The 17,010-nt window shown below is 58.3% G+C and carries 18 protein-coding genes; 6 read left to right on the top strand and 12 right to left on the bottom strand.

The window, feature by feature from the left end:
* Positions 1-12 precede the first annotated feature (12 nt).
* Together ACYU7Q_RS02540 and ACYU7Q_RS02535 are read right to left on the bottom strand one after the other, a co-directional pair.
* Positions 13-2,202 carry an ATP-binding protein gene (locus ACYU7Q_RS02540; protein WP_460607864.1) on the bottom strand — a complete coding sequence of 730 codons (2,190 nt, stop codon included), beginning with the start codon at positions 2,200-2,202 and terminating at the stop codon, positions 13-15.
* 83 nt (positions 2,203-2,285) lie between these two features.
* A complete protein-coding gene (locus ACYU7Q_RS02535; RefSeq protein WP_460607863.1) occupies positions 2,286-2,516 on the bottom strand; it encodes a hypothetical protein in 231 nt (76 codons plus the stop codon).
* A 276-nt stretch (positions 2,517-2,792) separates the two neighbouring features.
* Between ACYU7Q_RS02535 and ACYU7Q_RS02530 the strand changes: the two genes are divergently transcribed.
* Positions 2,793-3,275: a hypothetical protein gene (locus ACYU7Q_RS02530; RefSeq protein WP_460607862.1), complete on the top strand. Its 483-nt coding sequence runs from the start codon at positions 2,793-2,795 to the stop codon at positions 3,273-3,275.
* 118 nt (positions 3,276-3,393) lie between these two features.
* On the opposite strand, the gene ACYU7Q_RS02525 is transcribed toward ACYU7Q_RS02530, so the two are convergent.
* The 7 genes from ACYU7Q_RS02525 to ACYU7Q_RS02495 form a co-directional block, all read right to left on the bottom strand.
* A complete protein-coding gene (locus ACYU7Q_RS02525) occupies positions 3,394-3,954 on the bottom strand; it encodes a protein-tyrosine phosphatase family protein (RefSeq protein ID WP_460607861.1) in 561 nt (186 codons plus the stop codon).
* 32 nt (positions 3,955-3,986) lie between these two features.
* Positions 3,987-4,970 carry an ADP-ribosylglycohydrolase family protein gene (locus ACYU7Q_RS02520; RefSeq protein ID WP_460607860.1) on the bottom strand — a complete coding sequence of 328 codons (984 nt, stop codon included), beginning with the start codon at positions 4,968-4,970 and terminating at the stop codon, positions 3,987-3,989.
* 14 nt (positions 4,971-4,984) lie between these two features.
* Positions 4,985-5,530 (bottom strand): hypothetical protein, encoded by a 546-nt coding sequence (locus tag ACYU7Q_RS02515; protein WP_460607859.1) that lies wholly within the window; start codon positions 5,528-5,530, stop codon positions 4,985-4,987.
* 12 nt (positions 5,531-5,542) lie between these two features.
* On the bottom strand, positions 5,543-6,085 hold the full coding sequence (locus tag ACYU7Q_RS02510; protein ID WP_460607858.1) for a GbsR/MarR family transcriptional regulator: 543 nt from the start codon (positions 6,083-6,085) through the stop codon (positions 5,543-5,545).
* A gap of 230 nt (positions 6,086-6,315) precedes the next feature.
* Positions 6,316-7,227 (bottom strand): epimerase, encoded by a 912-nt coding sequence (locus ACYU7Q_RS02505; RefSeq protein WP_460607857.1) that lies wholly within the window; start codon positions 7,225-7,227, stop codon positions 6,316-6,318.
* 137 nt (positions 7,228-7,364) lie between these two features.
* On the bottom strand, positions 7,365-8,438 hold the full coding sequence (locus ACYU7Q_RS02500) for a DNA polymerase beta superfamily protein (protein ID WP_460607856.1): 1,074 nt from the start codon (positions 8,436-8,438) through the stop codon (positions 7,365-7,367).
* Positions 8,439-8,463: 25 nt separating this feature from the next.
* Complete coding sequence (locus ACYU7Q_RS02495) at positions 8,464-9,234, bottom strand: nucleotidyltransferase domain-containing protein (RefSeq protein ID WP_460607855.1); 771 nt, start codon at positions 9,232-9,234, stop codon at positions 8,464-8,466.
* A 309-nt stretch (positions 9,235-9,543) separates the two neighbouring features.
* On the opposite strand from ACYU7Q_RS02495, the gene ACYU7Q_RS02490 reads away from it, so the two are divergent.
* The 3 genes from ACYU7Q_RS02490 to ACYU7Q_RS02480 all read left to right on the top strand — a co-directional run bounded on the left by ACYU7Q_RS02490 (position 9,544) and on the right by ACYU7Q_RS02480 (position 11,365).
* Positions 9,544-9,837 carry a hypothetical protein gene (locus tag ACYU7Q_RS02490; RefSeq protein ID WP_460607854.1) on the top strand — a complete coding sequence of 98 codons (294 nt, stop codon included), beginning with the start codon at positions 9,544-9,546 and terminating at the stop codon, positions 9,835-9,837.
* Between the two features lie 10 nt (positions 9,838-9,847).
* On the top strand, positions 9,848-10,447 hold the full coding sequence (locus ACYU7Q_RS02485; protein ID WP_460607853.1) for a TMEM175 family protein: 600 nt from the start codon (positions 9,848-9,850) through the stop codon (positions 10,445-10,447).
* 75 nt (positions 10,448-10,522) lie between these two features.
* Entirely contained in the window at positions 10,523-11,365 is an 843-nt protein-coding gene (locus ACYU7Q_RS02480; RefSeq protein ID WP_460607852.1) for a restriction endonuclease, read from the top strand.
* An 8-nt stretch (positions 11,366-11,373) separates the two neighbouring features.
* Here the strand turns inward: ACYU7Q_RS02480 and ACYU7Q_RS02475 are convergent, their stop codons facing one another.
* Both ACYU7Q_RS02475 and ACYU7Q_RS02470 read right to left on the bottom strand, forming a co-directional pair.
* Positions 11,374-11,577: a hypothetical protein gene (locus tag ACYU7Q_RS02475; protein ID WP_460607851.1), complete on the bottom strand. Its 204-nt coding sequence runs from the start codon at positions 11,575-11,577 to the stop codon at positions 11,374-11,376.
* 5 nt (positions 11,578-11,582) lie between these two features.
* Positions 11,583-12,368: an NIPSNAP family protein gene (locus ACYU7Q_RS02470; protein ID WP_460607850.1), complete on the bottom strand. Its 786-nt coding sequence runs from the start codon at positions 12,366-12,368 to the stop codon at positions 11,583-11,585.
* Positions 12,369-12,612: 244 nt separating this feature from the next.
* On the opposite strand from ACYU7Q_RS02470, the gene ACYU7Q_RS02465 reads away from it, so the two are divergent.
* Positions 12,613-13,608, top strand: a complete 996-nt coding sequence (locus ACYU7Q_RS02465) for a hypothetical protein (RefSeq protein WP_460607849.1) — start codon at positions 12,613-12,615, stop codon at positions 13,606-13,608.
* 52 nt (positions 13,609-13,660) lie between these two features.
* Here the strand turns inward: ACYU7Q_RS02465 and ACYU7Q_RS02460 are convergent, their stop codons facing one another.
* Positions 13,661-16,390, bottom strand: a complete 2,730-nt coding sequence (locus tag ACYU7Q_RS02460; protein ID WP_460607848.1) for a polynucleotide kinase-phosphatase — start codon at positions 16,388-16,390, stop codon at positions 13,661-13,663.
* Between the two features lie 181 nt (positions 16,391-16,571).
* Here ACYU7Q_RS02460 and ACYU7Q_RS02455 point away from each other — a divergent pair, with 181 nt between their 5' ends.
* The gene (locus tag ACYU7Q_RS02455; RefSeq protein ID WP_460607847.1) at positions 16,572-17,009 is read left to right on the top strand and encodes a hypothetical protein; all 438 of its coding nucleotides are present in this window, start codon (positions 16,572-16,574) and stop codon (positions 17,007-17,009) included.
* Position 17,010: the final 1 nt, after the last annotated feature.

Below are 17,010 nucleotides of genomic sequence, written 5' to 3'. Positions count from 1 at the left end.
TAATATATAAAGTCAGGCAACAGCATCTTCTACAACCTTTTCAACTCCAACAGGCAGGTTGATAGTGAATTGGCAGTACTCGCCTTCCTGGCTTTCCACGCTCAAAGCCCCGCCGTGGCCCTTGGTGATGACGTCGTAGCTCAACGACAAGCCCAGGCCGGTGCCTTCGCCGGTGGGCTTGGTGGTGAAGAAGGGCTGGAAGATTTTCTCCCGGATGGCCAGCGGAATACCAGCCCCGTTGTCGCGCACCCGAATCTCGACGGCGTGGTCGGTTTGGCGGGTTTGCACCTGCACTTCGGGGCGGTAGGCGGCATCGGCGTGCTTGCTTTTTTCAGTCACGGCGTAGAAGGCGTTGGTTAGCAGGTTCATGAGCACGCGGCTGAGGTCTTGGGCTACGGCCGGCACGGGCCGCAGCTGCGGGTCCAGATTGGTGGTGAGCGTGGCACTGAAGTCTTTGTTGCGGGCGCACCAGCCGTGGTAGGCCAGGCGCAGGCTGTCCTCGGCCAGGGCGTTGAGGTCGGTGGCCTGACGAATGCCGCTGCTTGGGTGTGAGTGCTCCAGCATGCGTTTCACAATGCGGTCGGCGCGGGCCCCGTGCTCCTGAATCTTAACCTGGTTCAGGGACAGGTCCTCAAGCAGCTGCTGAATATTCTCCCGGGCGCTGGCCGAGAGGTGCTCCCCGGCCAACTCTGCTTCCAGCTCGGCCAGCAATTCCACGTTCAGGTCCGAAAAATTGGTCACGAAATTCAAGGGGTTCTGAATTTCGTGGGCCACGCCGGCCGTCATTTCGCCCAGCGAGGCCATCTTCTCGCGTTGCACCAGCTGGGTTTGGGTAGCCTGGAGCTCGGTCAGGGTGCGGTTCAGCTCGTCGCGGTGGGCGGCAATCTGGGTGTTTTTCTCGTTGAGGTGGCGGTTGGCGCGCTGCTTGAGGTAAATGTTGCGCCACAGCAGCCCGGCTATCAGCAGCACACTCACCAGGCCGGCCAGCAGTCCATTTAGCTGCAGGCGCTGTCGGGCCGCCCTCTGGGCCTCGAGCTGCCGGGTTTTGGTGAGCAGGTCAATCTGGGCCTGCTTACTGGTCAGCTCATAATCGTAGCGCAGGCGGCTGGTGCGGCGGCGGGTGTCCTCGCCCGAAAGCGTGTCGTTGTAGGCCAGGTGCAGGTTGCGGAAGTAATAGGCCTGCGCAAAGTCGCGGCGCTGGGCGTAGGCCTGGGCCAGGATGTCGCTGGCGTTGCGGATGTTCTCGTTGCTGCGCGCCTGCTGGCTGAGCAGCAGGCCGTGCCGGGCCAGGGCCACAGCGCTATCGGTCTGGTGGGCCAGCAGGTAGGCGCGGGCCAGCATCAGCTCCACGGCGGGCAGGTTGTAGTCGTCGTGGGTGGCGCGCACCAGCTGCTGGGCGCGCAGTCCGTGGGCCAGGGCTGCTGCCTGGTTGCCCTGCAGGCCATACACTTCGGCCAGGCTGGTTTCGCTGCCGGTTTCGCCGATGGCATCGCCGAGCTGCCGGCTCAGCGCCAGCGCCCGCTGATAATAGTAGATGGCCTGGGGCCATTTTTTCAGCATCTGAAACGAGTTACCCAGGCCATTCAAGGCCAGCAGCGTCACCTGTTGGTCGTGGGTGCGCTGGCCGCCGGCCAGGGCTGTTTGCAGCGCAGGCAGGGCCTCGTCGTAGCTGCCCATTTTGTAGTAGATATCGCCCAGCGTGGCCTGCAAGCGGATTTTGGTTTGCAAGTCGCCCGCCTGTTCGGCTAGGCGCAGGCCTTTGAGAGCCGAGGCCAGGGCAGGCACGGGGTTGCCCTGGAGCATGTCAATCAGGCTGAGCTGCAGCCAGGCGCGGCCCTGGCCCCGGCGGTCGCGCTGCCGCACAAACAGCGCCTGCGCCTGCCGGGCCAGGCGGCGGGCCAGCGCGAAATCGTTGTGGCGGCGGTGCAGGGTGCTCAGGCGGAGCAGGGCCTGGCCCTCGCCCACCGAATCGCGAAGCTGCCGGGCCAGCCCCAGCGCCTGCTGGCTCAGCCGGATGGCGCGTGGAATGTCGGCGGTGCTCCATTGCTGCGCGGCTTGCAGCAACTGGCGCACGCGGGCCGTATCGGGCCGGATCGGGCGGGATGGGGTCGGGCGCGGGTTTGAGGCACGGGGCACCTGCCCAGCCACCGGTAGAAGGCATACTGTCAGGCTCATGCACAGCAGAATCGTAAAGTGCTTCATGCCGATGAGCGCAAAAAGTCAGGCCATTGCCGCGCTCAACCGCACGTATTGCGGCCGGGCAGGCAATGCCTTGGGCAACAAAATCAAATGTTCGGGTTGTGAATCACACCCGCGATTACCTCGCCGCTGGCGCGGAGGTCATTGGTTTCGATAAGGTGCAGCTCATAGTCCTTGTCGACGGGCCGGAAAATGACCACCGGTGGATACTGCGAATAGTCTGGGGAGGTGTCCAACCGCTGCGTGTAAGACTCAACAGTTTCATTCCAGTTATCCTGGGAAACAACTTTTTCTTCGATGGTGGGATGGGGCTTCATGGCCACAGGCGTTAGCAGTGAATACAATATTATAAATATAATAAATATTATATTAAATATTTCACTCAGACATTCAATGAAAAAGCCTATTTTAAAAGGTCCGATTCCGGCTCCAGAATAACCGAAAAATCGACCCAGAAGGACTCAAAGCGGAATAAATGGGCCGATAGACCAGAAAATTATATAGCCCAGACAATTATTAGGCAAAATCCTCATCCAAATTCAGCCACGAATGAGCCGCTTACGTAGCAGTTATGTTCACTTTACCATTCATTTATGAAGCGCTACGCCCCCCTCCTGCCGCTGGCCCTGCTGTTGAGTTGCGCCAGCACCGACCGTCCGGTAGTCGAAACCCCTACCGCAAGCACCGTACCCACCGTGCAGCGGGCCTTCGACGTACCTGCCCTGCTGGGCATGAATGCCGACCAGATTGCCCGGCCCCTCATCAGCCAATCCGTCCGCCCCGACCACGACCGCACCCCGCGCGAATCATCGACGGGCGCTACCGAGGCCCTGTACACCTACTGGCGCGATACCACCGCGCTGGAAGTGAGCTACGACCCCGCCACGCTGCACGTCAACAGCTATTTTATCAAAACCAAGAGCGGGCGGACCTCGGACTACACCACGTTGCTCAAGCTGGCCAATGTGAGCAAGTACGACAAGCGCCTGAGTATCGAGCCCATCGCCTCGGTAGAAAACCCGCAACTTTATACTGGCGTGAAGCTGGTGCCGGCCGCGACCACACCCGCAAACTAATCAAGCCCCTTATCCTTAGTATAGAGGGCGTTGTCGTTCCTAAAAAGCAAGAGGCCGGGCAAAATACAGCTCGATGTCTTCCTTCGCCGGAATAACAACACCCTGTTTGCATTGCCTCTTAGCTGGCAGTAGCCGGCACGGGCTCGAACGCCCGCGCGAAGGCGGCCTGCTCGGCGGTTTCGGGCGAGCGGGGCACGCGGTAGTTCTTCTCCATACCCTTCCATTCCTCGGCGATGCGGGCCAGGGCTTCGTCGCCGCTCAGGCCGAAGTGCTGGCGCAGGTGGCAGCCTACTACCGTACCCGTGCGGCCCACGCCGCCCCAGCAATGCACCACGGCCCGGCGGCCAGCGGTGGCACTGTCTTCGAGCGCGGCCAGCACCTCAGCCAACCGCTTGGGCGTGGGCACACTCACGTCACGGATGGGAAAGCGGCAGAAACGTACGCTTTCGGCTGCCAGGCCTAGGTGGGCAGCGCGGGCGCGCAGCAGGTCCTCGTAGGGTTCGAGCGGCTCGGTGGCCTCGGTGAGGTCGTAGAAGTCGCGGATGCCGGCGGCCAGCAGCAGGTCGAGCCGGTGCGCGGCATCGGCTTCCAGCTTAGCTCCAGGGTACTCGGAGGCCAGCAATAATGGGGTGGCCCAATACGAGTTGGGCAGCGGGCGAGGGGCGGGAATAGTATTCATGACAGAAGTACGGAAGGGTGCGAAACTCCCCGCTACTCCCCCGCCAGTCGCCCGGCCAGCTCTTCAATATCAGTCCGGCGGGCCAGCACGGCCAGCCACTCAGCTGGGATGTCGGCCTCACCATAGGCCAGGCCGGCAAGGCCACCGGCCACTGCTCCCGTGGTATCGGTGTCATCGCCCAGGTTTACGGCGGCCAATACAGTAGCGGCGTAAGTGTCGTGCTTCAGCAGGCACCACAGCGCCGCTTCGAGGGTGTGCACGACGTAGCCAGAGGACTTAATTTCTGTTTCACCAGGTTCTAGCAGGCTTCCGTCAAAAAACGCCTCGTATTTTGGCCATTCGTAAAAAACAGGGCCTTTAGCCTGACCTTGGAGCCAGGAATAAGCACTTTGCCGAGCCTCGTCATAAGCTGCTGGCGAGGCTTGCCCGCGCAACAGTCCCCGCGCCACCAGCAAGTATAAAAAGCAGCCCAGTGTGGAGCGCGGGTGCCCGTGGGTTACGCTGGCCACGTTTTCGGTGAGCGCCCAGGCAGCGTTTAAATCCAACGTTTCGGCCCGCCAGACATCGTGAAAAGCCAGCGGCAGAATGCGCATGAGCGCGCCGTTGCCGTTGTCATATTCGGAGCTTGGGCCGGCTTTCGTGGGCTCTACGCCCCGCTGAAGCCGGTCAATGGCGGCTCGGGTAGCATTGCCTACGTCGAAAGTTTCGCCGTAAGCCGTCCAGTAAGAATGATACAGCCAATTGATGCTGCGCCGGGCAAAATCGTCCAAATCGGGTGCGCCGCTGCGACCGCCGGGCCGGGCCAGAGTTTCGGCCAGGCAGAAGGTGAGCGAGGAATCGTCGGACCAGGTACCGGCGGGCTGATGGTGGGTGCCGTAGGCGCGCATATCCGTTACAGGGTCCTGCCGGCGGGCAGCACGGGGCGCGAATTCAACGGGTACGCCGAGGGCATCGCCTACAGCCAGGCCCAGCAGGGCGGCGCGAGTGTGAGCAGCAGCGGATTGGGGTGCTTTCATAGAACGAAGTAACGCTACAAACCCCAGCACTGGCGCAGCAACAGCGCCAGCAGTAGCAACAGAAGCAGCAAGCTATTGCGCCGCCATTCGGCCTGAGTCCACCGCTGCCGCCAACCGTGATGCATGCTCATAACAAACTCTCCGATGGCGAGACCTATAAGGGCCAGCAGCACAAACAGGCCATGTGCTGGAAAAGTATAGGGGAAAATCAGCAGCACAAACCCGCCCAGCTCAGCATCAAGCGCTATGCTGCCCACTACCAAAAACAGCAGTGCCCAGGTCCATATCCAGACGCTGCACTTCCAGAGATTTGGCCGACGGGCCGGGTGATTGCGCAGATGCACAAAGGCCGCCAGCACCCCGCTCACCACCGGCCCAACCCAGAACAGCCCCACCAGCGCCTGTTCTTGTCTGGCCCGAGCCGTCCAGGGCCACCACCATGCCACCAGAAAGGCCACCATCGCCATCGGCAGAGTAACCACGGCTGCCGAAGCCGCTGGCGAAGTCAAGTCAGATTCGGGTCCACCAAGTGATTGGGAATGTTGGTTATCAGGCAGCATGGCGGCGAGCAACTATATAAACAGCTTCAGAAACTTGTCCCAGAACCAGCTTTTCTCGGCCTGCATAAGACGCGTGAGCAGCTTATCGGACGCGGTGGCCAGCTGCTGAATTTCGGTGAGCGTGGCGTGGAAGGCCCGGTACTCGGCATCGGCGGGGTTGCCGGGCAGGGCGGCCAGCTGGTCGAGGCTGCGCTTCATCTGGTCGAGCTCGCGGCGCTTGCGGGCCCGGATGATGCAGCGCGTGACCTGTAGCATGTCCTTCTCGGCCACGAAATATTCGCGGCGCTCGCCGGGCCGCAGCTCCTTGTAAACCAGGCCCCAATCGAGCAGTTCGCGCACCGTCATGCTGGCATTGCCGCGCGAGATGGTGAGCTGTTCCATGATGTCTTCGGTGCTGAGGGCGGCCGGGCTCACCAGCAACAGGGCGTGCACCTGGGCCAGGGTTTTGCTCACGCCCCAGCTGCTGCCCGACACGCCCCAGAGGTGAATGAACTGGGCGCGGGCGTCGGCTAACGTTAATGTCGGGTTAGTTTGGTCGAAGTTTTCGGGAGTCATCGTAAATAATTTATTGTCTGCTGAATAGCCAAGCGAAATAAGTAATAACGGGGACCAAAGGCAGAAATCCCCTGTTAAGCTTCGACTGAATATCGAGGTTGGAAAACCATACCAGCAAACTACCTCCTATTGCAATGGGCAGAAAAAAAAGCCCCACAAACGGAGCAAAAATCAACAGGCTACCCAACCAGCACAATGCTGTTCCCACAGTTACAAACCGCATAGCTGATTCACAGTAAATCTTTTAAGCAGGCCTCACAGGCCGGAAACTCAAACTGAAACCCCAGTTCCAGCAGCCGCTGCGGGTACACTTTGCGGCTTTTGAGAATCAATTCCGTTTCGGTGCGCAGCACGAAGGCTCCGATTTCCAGCAGCCATTTGGGTTGGGGCAGCCGCAACCACGGGTGCAGCTGCCGGCAGAGCAGGGCCATAAAGTCGCGGTTGGTCAGCGGTTGAGGCGCGCACAGGTTGAAGACCCCGGCCGCCGTGGGCTCGTGGAGGAGAAAATCCACGGCCCGGCAAAAATCTGTGATGTGCAGCCAGCTCATCCACTGCCGGCCATTGCCCTGCGGCGAACCCAGTCCCCGCCGGGCCAGCCGCGCCATCACCGGGAATGCGCCGCCATCGGGCCCCAGCACTATCGCGGTGCGCAGCGCCACTTTGCGCGTGGCCGGCGTCGAGCAGGCGGCAAAAGCCGTTTCCCAGGCCCTCGCCACTTCCACCGAAAAGCCTTCGCCAATATGGCCCGCCGCCTCTGTATTAGCAGGTTGCTCGCCCGGCGTATCGGCGTAAATGGTGGCGGTGGAAGAGTTGAGCCAAACCCGCGGCGGCACGGCGCAGGCGGCCACGGCCGCGCCCAGTACGTGCGTGCTTTCGGTGCGACTGGCAATGATTTCGCGTTTGTTGGTCGCCGTATAGCGGCAGTCGACGGTGCGGCCCGCGAGGTTTACCAGAGCTACAGCCCCTTCCAACTCGGCAGCCCAAGCACCGAGGGTGCGCCCATCCCAACGCACGTAGTCGGGGCCGGGTGGCGCTCCCCTGCCCAGCACGACCACCCGGTAGCCCCGCTCCCGGAAATAGCTGGCCAGATGCTGGCCCAGAAACCCATTTCCTCCGGCAATCACCAGTTTTGGCAGTAGCATATGCGGCGACCCGGCGGATGGCGCAGTTCCGGGACGTTCCGGCCGCGCTTCTATCGGACAGAACAAATGTATCACAAGTTTCAATAATTATTGAAACTTGTGATACATTATTTTAAAATCCTGCTTGCAACTTGATTTCAAGCACTTGTGTAAAACGCGCGTCGCACTTGCCGCAGTAGCTGCTCGGCAGCATATCTGTCGGGCGCATCGGGCAGTACGGAGCTGGCAAAAGCGGTTTCAACACGTGCCACCAGATGCTCGGCATCGGCCACCAACTGCTCATACCCAAATTCGCCGCTCCGGATTTGTAATAGGAATTCCCGGTTGGGTCGGCGCACCTTTAATTCACCGCTCATTGCTATTTCCTCGGCCATTTGCAGCAGACGAAATACGTGCAGCATATTTTTCGCGTCATAATTTTTACCGTGCTGCACGGTGTTCTGGTAACGCTCGGCGTTGCGCTTTTCTACCCAATCCCAGTATTCTCGAAACACGCGACAGTAGCTGCTGTAGCCGTTGCGGTTAAAGGATAGATACGCCACCGGCTCCTCCCCTTTGAGCACGGCCGAGAGCAGGACGTCCTGCGAAGTATCGGCGTCGCGCACCAAGCCGCGGTAGCCCAGCGTGCGCCCGGGTGTGGCATCCACAAATAGCGCATATAAATCAGTGAGGTGTGGCACGTTGGCCAAGCCGCACTGCGTGGCCGCGTAACCGTGACGGGCCAGCCAAGTAGCTACGGGCTGTGCCCCAGCGCCCGCTGTTACGTAGCAAAAATCCAGCACCGATTTGCGGGCTGGCGGCTCAGGGTTATTGATTTTCTTATTCAGACCCTTGGCTTTGCGAATTTGTGCTACAGCGTATTCAGCAAAACTTTGGCGGCAAAGTTTAGAAAGGAAATCAGCGACTTGAAATTGCTCAAATAGTGGATGCTTGTAAATAATGCAGTCGGTAGGTGTACCTAATAATTCTAAAACGGTGGGGTTATTCTTCAGCAATAATTCCACAAAACGTCGCAATTCATAAAATACTTCGTCGCTGGTTTCATTGGCTATTTGCGGAATGTAATCCAAGCCAAAAAACTGGTCTTCGGGCAGGATAAATACGCCTTTCAAATCGGTGTCAGAGTGTGGCAGATTGGTGCCGTAGGCACGGCTTCCGCTTATAGCTTCGAATAGAATCAGATTCTGTCGGCGCAAGTCGGCAATGGTCATGGGGCAATTTTTAAACCGGCTGAAGCTAGTTGGTGAAAGCGGCGTTTAACAATACTCGAAATACCTCATCAATATTTTCCGTGATGGTGCCGGTCCGCAACACAGGCAGGGATTCCCGTGCTGCCTGACCAGCCGCATACTCTTCCTCCAAAAAAGCCACTACCGCGCCGGGACGGAGCACGGTTGTCTTTTCATTCGCAGTCGATTTTTCGTGCAGCAGCTCATCAATGGCGGGAGCTAACTCTTTTGGCAACAGTGCTCGCAGCGAGGCAAATTCCATAGGGGGCAGCGTGTGGCGCTCCCGAATCCAGCGGGAGGCCAGGGCCGAACGCAAGGCATAGAACAGGCGCTTCAAGCGCACTTCATTTTCGGTCAGGTCTTCTTCCACCCCGCGCCGCAATTGGCCCAGGTAGTGATGAAGACCGGCCTTCAGGTTAAAAGCAGTGGGCAAATGTGGAACCAGACGCGCCCGAAAATCCAGGGCTTCGTGGTAAACCACAGGCGATTGCAGCCACTCGAACAACGAGGCATTCGAGCCGCGCAGCAGGCGCAGCGACTTGCGCAGTTCCCAGCCAGCCAGGTCGAGTTCTTCATCGACGGGGAAATTGAGTGTGTCGCGACCTTCGTCCAGGGCCAGGTACCAAACCGGCAGATGGCAGTAGATAAAGCGCACATCGTAGTCGGAATCGGGCGAAGGAAAGCCCCAGGCACGGCTGCCCGACTCGCAGGCGTAGAGGATGCGAATGCCGTGGGTGACTTCGATTTCGGTGAGGGCGGCGGAGATGTGAGTTTGCATAGTAAAAATTAATTGGGGCAATAGTACGCCATGCTGTCTTTTCCGGCTCAAAGTCGCCATATTGGCCGGCAAATCATGTTTTCCTACTGTACATTCACTAGAAAATAGCCTAGCTAAATTATGCTCAGTCTGATATTTTTAGCTGCTGTATTTGCTTTCAGTGTCAGCCTAACTCTTTATTTAAAGCGAGTAGCACTTAAAAATATTGCCAATGATATCCTGCGAATCACCTTGGTAATTACCTCATTTATAGTCATATGTTGCACAATTTTGTGGACATGCCTATGGATAATTTCTCCGCCACCCAGTATGTATAGCATAGCAGGTGGTTATAGCATGGCTCAAAGACCAGGCTATACCGTAGCACGAACAACGGATTATTATCATCTAATTTTTTATCAAAATCGCAGTTGGTGGACCGACAAAAAATTGGGAGAAATAGAATTGAAGTGCCAATGCTTAGGGGACGAAAGAATTACTGCTACCATCACCGACGCGCCCCCCAGTCTTAAAACGCTGAATATCAAAATAGATGGCCATAATATCGTTGACACGACGCTGATTTTTAAAAAGGGTTTTAATTTTCAGGTTTCAGCGGATTAATAATTAATTCATGCACAAAGGACGACTCGAAGCTTTCAGCGATGGCGTGCTGGCCATCATCCTCACCATCATGGTGCTGGAAATCAAGGTGCCGCATGGTGCCGATTTCGCGGCCCTGCGCCCGCTGCTGCCCGTGGTGCTCAGCTACGTGCTGAGCTTCATCTACATCGGCATCTACTGGAACAACCACCACATGATGCTGGCCAGCACGAGTAAAGTATCCGGCGGCGTGCTGTGGGCCAATCTGCACCTGCTGTTCTGGCTGTCGCTCGTGCCCTTCGCCACGGGGTGGATGGGCGAAAACCACTTTGCCCCCGCCACGCTGGCCGTGTATGGCGTGATTTTGCTCATGGCCGGGGTGGCCTACTTCGTGCTCCAGACCTGCATCATTGCCATTGAGGGGCCGAATTCGGTGCTGGCCCGCGCCATCGGGCGCGACTTAAAAGGCAAATCCTCGCCCCCGCTCTACTGCCTGGGCATCGCCGCCAGCTTCTGGAACCCGTGGGTGGCGGGCGGCATCTACGTGGGCATCGCGCTGATGTGGCTCATCCCCGACCGGCGCATTGAGCGCACGCTGGCGGAGAAGGGTGACGGGAAGCACGTTGGGTAGCGGCCTCGCAGGTTTAATGGAAGATGCATAAATAGCTGAAGTATTATAGAAGTATTAATTCTTAAATAGCCCAACATGAACTGGAAAGATTATGAAGTTGAAATTGCTACCTATTTCAAGGAGCAGTTTCCAAACGCCGAAATCACTCACAATGCAAGCGTAGACGGCCGATATTCCAAAACTAAAAGGCAAATTGATATTCTAATTGAAGACTATGTAGCTGGTAACAGAATCAGAATTGTCATCGACGGAAAGTTCTTCTCGGAAAAGATTGATGTCAAAGATGTTGAAATGTTCATCGGCATGCTAAATGATAGCGAAGCGAACAAAGGTTTGCTTATCACTCAGGAGGGTTTTAGCCCAGCAGCAATAAACAGAGCATTTTCAGACCCAATCGATATAGAGCTTGACATACTCAGCTTCAAAGACTTGAAAAGTTTTCAAGGCGTCGGGGGAATTATTTATAGCGGAAAGGTAGGAGCAATTGTAACTGCTCCTTTTGGCTGGGTTCTGGATGGTACCCGGCGCGATGGAATGTTAGCTTCTTTTTATCAAAGAGGATTGACTTTTGAAGAGGCTGGAGCTTCAAAAGAATTCATGTATGCTAACTTGTTTATTAAAGACAATGATATAAAGAGCCTTGATGAGCTTTTAGCTTTTCAAGAAACTTATACAATGAAGGACTTCCCGGCTGCAAAAATCAGTTATATACCAACTATCAGGAGAAATGACTCATCTGTCAAAATTCGTGTAATTGATATTCCGCCTTATCCAAGCAAAGAGTATACAGGGTTTGTAGAATTCGAGGAGGCAATATTTTTCTGCGTGATGTTTACCCCCCTTGAGTTAAGCAAAAAGAATATCAGGAAGTTGGAAAGTATTATGCTTCGGGTTCTGCCGTTGAATGTCAACCAGTAATTCTCAAATCACAGCCGCGGGTCCACGGCCTCGCTTTCCAGGGATAGCACGCCGAAGAAGCACTGATGCACCCGGCGCAGGGGCTGCCGGGCCACGAAGCGTTCTAAGCCCTCCACGCCGAGGGCGAACTCGCACAGGGCGAGGTAGCGCTTGGCTTTCACGTTGTGCTGGTGGTGGGAAGTGGGGAGGACGAGTTGCCGATAATATGGCAACCTAATCAGAGCCCCGAATAATCCGTCGGCCGCAGGAACGTGATATCGATGTGGGACACATTATGCTGATACTCGGGCAGGGCGGATAGTTTTTTCCATTCGGGGTCGCTGCTAAAGGCTTTCCAGTGTGCTTCCCGCGCCGGCATGTTCGCGAAGGACGTCATATACATGAGATTGGGCATTTTTGCGCCGAAGACTACTTCGCCGTAGAAAATGCCGTTGAATCCCAGTCGGTCAAACAGCCTGATTTCTTTGCCGGCATTGAACATCTGAACTTTGTTGCGGAACAGCTTTTCGCTGGCACCTTCGTAGCTGCGCAGCTCGTACACCCGCTCATTTTTAGGCGCTTCGAGCCTGGGAGCAGTCAAGCCCGTCATCTCGTCAAAAGCGCGAATGAGCACGGTTTCGTGCCGGGTGTAGGCGGGGTCGTTGTAGGCGGCATTGACGTAGGCGCCACCAGCGGCCAGCAGTTTGGCTGTTGTCTCTTTATCAATTTTCTCCCACTGTTTCAGGGAAGTAAATGGCGTGAATACATACACGCGCCTATCGGCGGCAGTATCGTTGCCGATGGGCTTGAACACCCCAATGGTGGGAATGCCCGCCGCGTGCAGGGTCGGCAGGTATTGCCGCTGCAGAAAACTGTCAATCAGGGCTTCCTGCCGACTGGTTTTCAAATGATACACTTTCAACGCGAAATACGTCGGACGCTCGGTGGTTGGCGCTATGGCGGCGCTGGTCAGCCCAAAGCCCAGGCAGGCAACGATGAGCGGCAGGAGAAGCTGTTTTTTCATAGAACGGCAAGGTCAACATAAAGTACTTACCCATACGAATGTAGTGCACGCAACAACCGCTGAATAGTTGCAGCAGTGCAGTGGCCTACGCTGGAACAGAAAGCCCCCTAATGTGATAAAAGTCAATTCTATGCGTGACTCACATCATATTGCTATTTCATGAATATAATGACCTTTAGCAATACACACTACTTGTGCGGCACCAAAAGCCTTCCGTTTTTCCTCCACCCTTACCACAACACTCATGGCAACTTTTTTGACTGACAAAGAGCATGTTCTATTAGGCAACAACCAACCCTCCCCCGCCAGCGACCACCAGCCCGACGTTGCGCAGCATCTCCAAAACCCCCGGCACGAGTTTCCGGCGCAAGTTCAGCGCGCGCTCGATGACAGGCGGGCCGAGAGAATGCAGGTGCTGGCAAAGAACCAGAAAATTGCCATTGCCGCGCGCACCACGGCCGAGAAACGGGCTTTGCAGCGGGCGCATCTGCCCAAGATGACGCACGCCGAAGAAACCGCCGTGACCAGCCTGACCCGGAACTTCCGGGAACGGGTGCGGCACATCGAACTGCCACCGGTTTTCGCCGACCCGCTCCCGCCGGCCGACGTAGCGCCCGCGCCCCCCATCGACCAAACCATGTGGTGGGCGCACACCAATTGGTTTACCGCCGGCGGCATCCAGGCGTCTTTTCAGACCGACGGCCTGCACTTCTTTGGCGAGGCCAACTACGACGGCGACCCGCTTTTTCCGTTTAGCGTGGGCGCGTGGGCCACGTTCGAGCTTCAACCGGAGCGTCGCCCAGTGTCAGTGTCGGGCCGCTACTCCTCCACCCCGTATGTGGAGTTGTTCGGGGCCATTACCGGCTGGGCCAATCTGCAATTTTGTCCGTGGGCCTGCGACGATAAATGGTCGAAGTGCAAGATGTTCCTGCGCCAGTCAGCCATTCAGTTTGTTGACGACCACGGCACCTGGCAGCTCTGCGGCGAAAGCACCGAATGGCGACAGTTGATTGACCTGGATGGCTCCGGCAGTGGTCAAACGGCTTCATTGCCGGGCTACCTGCCCATGCCCGCCTTGCAGTTTGGTCTAATCCGGCCCGACCGCTCCCTGCTCATCGACCTGGAAGTGAGCTTCCATATTCAACTCGAAGGGAGTTCGTACATCGGCTTCAGTCCGGACAGTAATCCTGCGGGCTCCGTGGTCCTACGCTACTTCCAGTGGCCAATTTTTCCTGTCTAACTGTGCCTTTCTACAAGGGTGTTGCCTTAGTGGCGCAAGTCAATATTAGATATCACAGCCGCGGGTCCACGGCCTCACTCTCCAGCGCCAGCACGCCGAAGACGCACTGATGCACCCGGCGCAAGGGCTGCCGAGCCACGAAGCGCTCCAGGCCCTCGACGCCGAGGGCGAACTCACGCAGGGCAAGGTTGCGCTTGGCTTTCACGTTGCGCAGGCGGAGGCGGTCGAGGTTGCCGGGCAGCAGGTAGTCGGGGCCGTAGATGATGCGCAGGTACTCGCGGCCGCGGCACTTGAGGGCGGGCTGGAGCAGGCCCCCTTTGCCCTGGGGCACGAAGTCGTAGGGCTTCACCACCATGCCTTCGCCCCCGGCGGCGGTGAGGTCGGTCCACCACTGGATGGCGGCTTCTACTTCGGCGGGGTCCTGGAGGGGGACGACGCGGTAGGGCGTGGCGCGGAGCAGGCCGGGGTCGGCGAGGGCGAGGGAGCGCAGGGTTTCCATGTGCCAGGCGTGGTCGCGGTCGAAGTAGGTTTTGCCTTCGGTGGCCAACAAATGGAAGGGTGCCAGCTTGAGGTCGTCGAGCGATAGCACGGGCCAGCAGTAGCGGCGGTAGGCGTCGGCGTAGTGGGTGGCGGCCTGGCGGCGGGCGGTGGTGCGGGCCAGCAGGACTTCGGCGCCGTCGAGCTGGCGGGCGGCGGCTTCGGTGAGGGCGGCTTCGACCTGGGGCAGAGCGGCGTTGGCGGCGGCGGCCACGGCGGCGTACTGGTTTTTCACCAGCTCCTGGGCTTTGGCCGACCAGGGCAGCAGCTCGGCATCGAGGCAGACCCAGTCGGTGTCGAATTTCTCCCAGAAGCCGGCCGTGCTCAGGGCGTCGCGCAGGCGGGCGAGGAAGGCGGTTTCGAGGGCGGCGTCGGTGAAGAAGTTGCGGCCGGTGCGGGTGTAGCACTTGCCGATGCCCTCGCCCACCAGCCCCAGGCGGCGCTGGATGGCGGCTTCGTCGCGGCCCAGCACCACCACCACACGGCTGCCCATGTGCTTTTCTTCACACACCACGCGCTCCACCCCGAGGCGCTTGTAGTAGTCGAAGGCTTCGGCGGGGTGTTCGAGCAGGTCGGGCAGGGCCGAGGTTTCGATGGGCGACATGGTGGGCGGCAGGTACAGCAGCCACTTGGGGTGCAGGGCGAAGCGCGACATCACCTCTAGGGCGGCCACGGCGTTTTCCTCGCGGATGGTAACGCCGCGCAGCAGCCGGGTTTCGATGAACTGCTTGCCCGTGACATCGCGGATGTCGAGCAGGTCGTCTTGCTCGTGCTGGGCTGAATTGGTGCCTGGTGCCTGGTGCTCGGTGCCTGGCGTGTTTTCAAGCTCGGCTTGCTGCTGGAGGGCGCGGTAGTTGAGCGGGCGCACGGGCTCGCAATACACCTGCGCGGCGGGCACGGCCACGAGCTCGCGCTCGGGGTAGCGCAGGGCGGTGAGACGGCCGCCGAACACGCAGCCGGTGTCGAGGTCGATGGTGTTGTTGAGCCATTCGGCATCGGGCACGGGCGTGTGGCCGAAGGCGACGATGGCGCGGCCCCGGTACTCGCGGGCCCATTCGTAGCGCACGGGCAGGCCGAATTCGTCAATCTCTCCTGTCGTTTCGCCAAACAGCGCGAAGGCCCGCACGGCGCCCGAGCCGCGGCCCTGCATCTCTTCGGGGAGGCCGGCGTGGGCCACCACCAGCTTGCCGCCGTCGAGCACGTAGTGGCTCACCAGGCCGTCGAGGAAGCGCCGCACTTCGCTTTTGAAGGCTTCGGGCTCGGTTTCGAGCTGGGCCAGGGTTTCGGCCAGGCCGTGGTTGATGGTGACGTTTTTGCCGTTGAGGTGGCGCAGGAGCTTGATGTCGTGGTTGCCGGGCACGCAGAGGGCGGTGCCGTCGCGCACCATGCTCATCACGAGGCGCAGCACTTGCGGGGAGGCCGGGCCGCGGTCCACGAGGTCGCCGAGGAAGACGGCTTTGCGATGAGTTAAGAGTTGAGAGTTAAGAGTTAATTCCTCAGCTCCCTCCCCCTGTTGGTCGACTCTTAACTCTTCACTCCTAACTCTTAACTCAGCAACTGGCGCCACCACCCGCACGCCCAAATCCCGCACGTCATTAATCGGCTCTTCCAACACCTGATACCCCAGCTGCTCCAGCAGCGCGCGCAGCTCCTCGTAGCAGCCGTGCACGTCGCCGATGATGTCGAAGGGGCCGGTTTCCTGCTGGCGGTTGTTGTAGAGGCGGTCGCGGGTGATGGACTGGACGGCGTCGATTTCGCCCACGTTGCGCAGGTGGTGGATGTGCCGGAAGCCCTCCTCTTTCAGACTGCGCAGGCTGCGGCGCAGGTCCTGGCGGTGGCGGGCGATGACGTGCCGGCCCAGGTGGCGGCGGTCGGGGCGCTCGGCGTTGCGCTCCTGGGCGACGGATTCGGGCACATCGAGCACGATGGCCACGGGCAGCACGTGGTATTGGCGGGCCAGGGCTACCAGGGGCTTGCGGCCTTCGGCCTGCACGTTGGTGGCATCGACGACGGTGAGCAGCCCGCGCTTCAGGCGCTTGGCCACCAGGTAGTGCAACAGCTCAAAGGCGTCTTTGCTGGCCGATTGGTCGTTTTCGTCGTCGGCCACCAGGCCCCGGCAGGCATCGGAGGACACGATTTCGGTGGGCTTGAACAAGCGCCGCGCAAACGTGGACTTGCCCGCGCCCGTGCTGCCGATGAGGAGGATAAGGGAGAGTTCGGGGAGCTTGAGGGTATCTTGGGGCATTGGAAAGGAAAAGGCGTAGAGTTGCCGTATACAAGGTTAGGCACGGCTACCCACAACTGAAGCATTAATTATGAAAGTCGGCCGGCAATTCAACACCCTCACTTACGGCGAGTACCTGCATCTCATTGAGAACCACAAGAAATTCACGGACTTCAACACGTTGGGCCTATTTCGCTCCATTGTGGAAACCACGAAGTTGAGCCTCGAAGAGAAACTTGAGCTTCGGAAAGTGGCTGTGGCGGCGTTTGCGAAGACGTTTGAGTTTCTGCAATTGAAAGACCCGCAAACCTATTTTGAGGTGACGACGCTTGGCGAAAGCCTGACCGTCGCTGATAAGAACCAGGCGTGGGATGATATCAAAGCAAATCAACAACGGATACTGGAAAGCAAAAGAATAAAACACCGCAACTTGGGGATTTATTCTAAACACAATTGCCCTTATGCCGACTGTCCATTTAATGGTGTGATGTTTAAACAAGATTCTCTTTTGTCCGATAGAAATATGCATTTCCATACAGACAGTGGGAACAGTTACTCTCGCTGGGAAAGGTCAGAGGGAAGGAGGAAAGACCGGAAATCGAAACAAGGATTAATCAGACAACGAATGCTTGAGGAATAAT

It is taken from the genome of Hymenobacter terrigena (assembly GCF_054776515.1).
The sequence above is the reverse complement of the archived record's forward strand: the minus strand, read 5'-3'. Positions and strand labels throughout refer to the sequence as shown.

Bases quoted from the DNA above. Each gene is read 5' to 3' on its own strand.
- ACYU7Q_RS02540 (WP_460607864.1), bottom strand. From the start codon at position 2,202: ATGAAGCACTTTACGATTCTGCTGTGCATGAGCCTGACAGTATGCCTT.
- ACYU7Q_RS02530 (WP_460607862.1), top strand. From the start codon at position 2,793: ATGAAGCGCTACGCCCCCCTCCTGCCGCTGGCCCTGCTGTTGAGTTGC.
- ACYU7Q_RS02485 (WP_460607853.1), top strand. From the start codon at position 9,848: ATGCACAAAGGACGACTCGAAGCTTTCAGCGATGGCGTGCTGGCCATC.
- ACYU7Q_RS02460 (WP_460607848.1), bottom strand. From the start codon at position 16,390: ATGCCCCAAGATACCCTCAAGCTCCCCGAACTCTCCCTTATCCTCCTC.
- ACYU7Q_RS02515 (WP_460607859.1), bottom strand. From the start codon at position 5,530: ATGCTGCCTGATAACCAACATTCCCAATCACTTGGTGGACCCGAATCT.
- ACYU7Q_RS02505 (WP_460607857.1), bottom strand. From the start codon at position 7,227: ATGCTACTGCCAAAACTGGTGATTGCCGGAGGAAATGGGTTTCTGGGC.
- ACYU7Q_RS02465 (WP_460607849.1), top strand. From the start codon at position 12,613: ATGGCAACTTTTTTGACTGACAAAGAGCATGTTCTATTAGGCAACAAC.
- ACYU7Q_RS02480 (WP_460607852.1), top strand. From the start codon at position 10,523: ATGAACTGGAAAGATTATGAAGTTGAAATTGCTACCTATTTCAAGGAG.
- ACYU7Q_RS02525 (WP_460607861.1), bottom strand. From the start codon at position 3,954: ATGAATACTATTCCCGCCCCTCGCCCGCTGCCCAACTCGTATTGGGCC.
- ACYU7Q_RS02510 (WP_460607858.1), bottom strand. From the start codon at position 6,085: ATGACTCCCGAAAACTTCGACCAAACTAACCCGACATTAACGTTAGCC.
- ACYU7Q_RS02535 (WP_460607863.1), bottom strand. From the start codon at position 2,516: ATGAAGCCCCATCCCACCATCGAAGAAAAAGTTGTTTCCCAGGATAAC.
- ACYU7Q_RS02470 (WP_460607850.1), bottom strand. From the start codon at position 12,368: ATGAAAAAACAGCTTCTCCTGCCGCTCATCGTTGCCTGCCTGGGCTTT.
- ACYU7Q_RS02490 (WP_460607854.1), top strand. From the start codon at position 9,544: ATGTATAGCATAGCAGGTGGTTATAGCATGGCTCAAAGACCAGGCTAT.
- ACYU7Q_RS02495 (WP_460607855.1), bottom strand. From the start codon at position 9,234: ATGCAAACTCACATCTCCGCCGCCCTCACCGAAATCGAAGTCACCCAC.
- ACYU7Q_RS02520 (WP_460607860.1), bottom strand. From the start codon at position 4,970: ATGAAAGCACCCCAATCCGCTGCTGCTCACACTCGCGCCGCCCTGCTG.
- ACYU7Q_RS02500 (WP_460607856.1), bottom strand. From the start codon at position 8,438: ATGACCATTGCCGACTTGCGCCGACAGAATCTGATTCTATTCGAAGCT.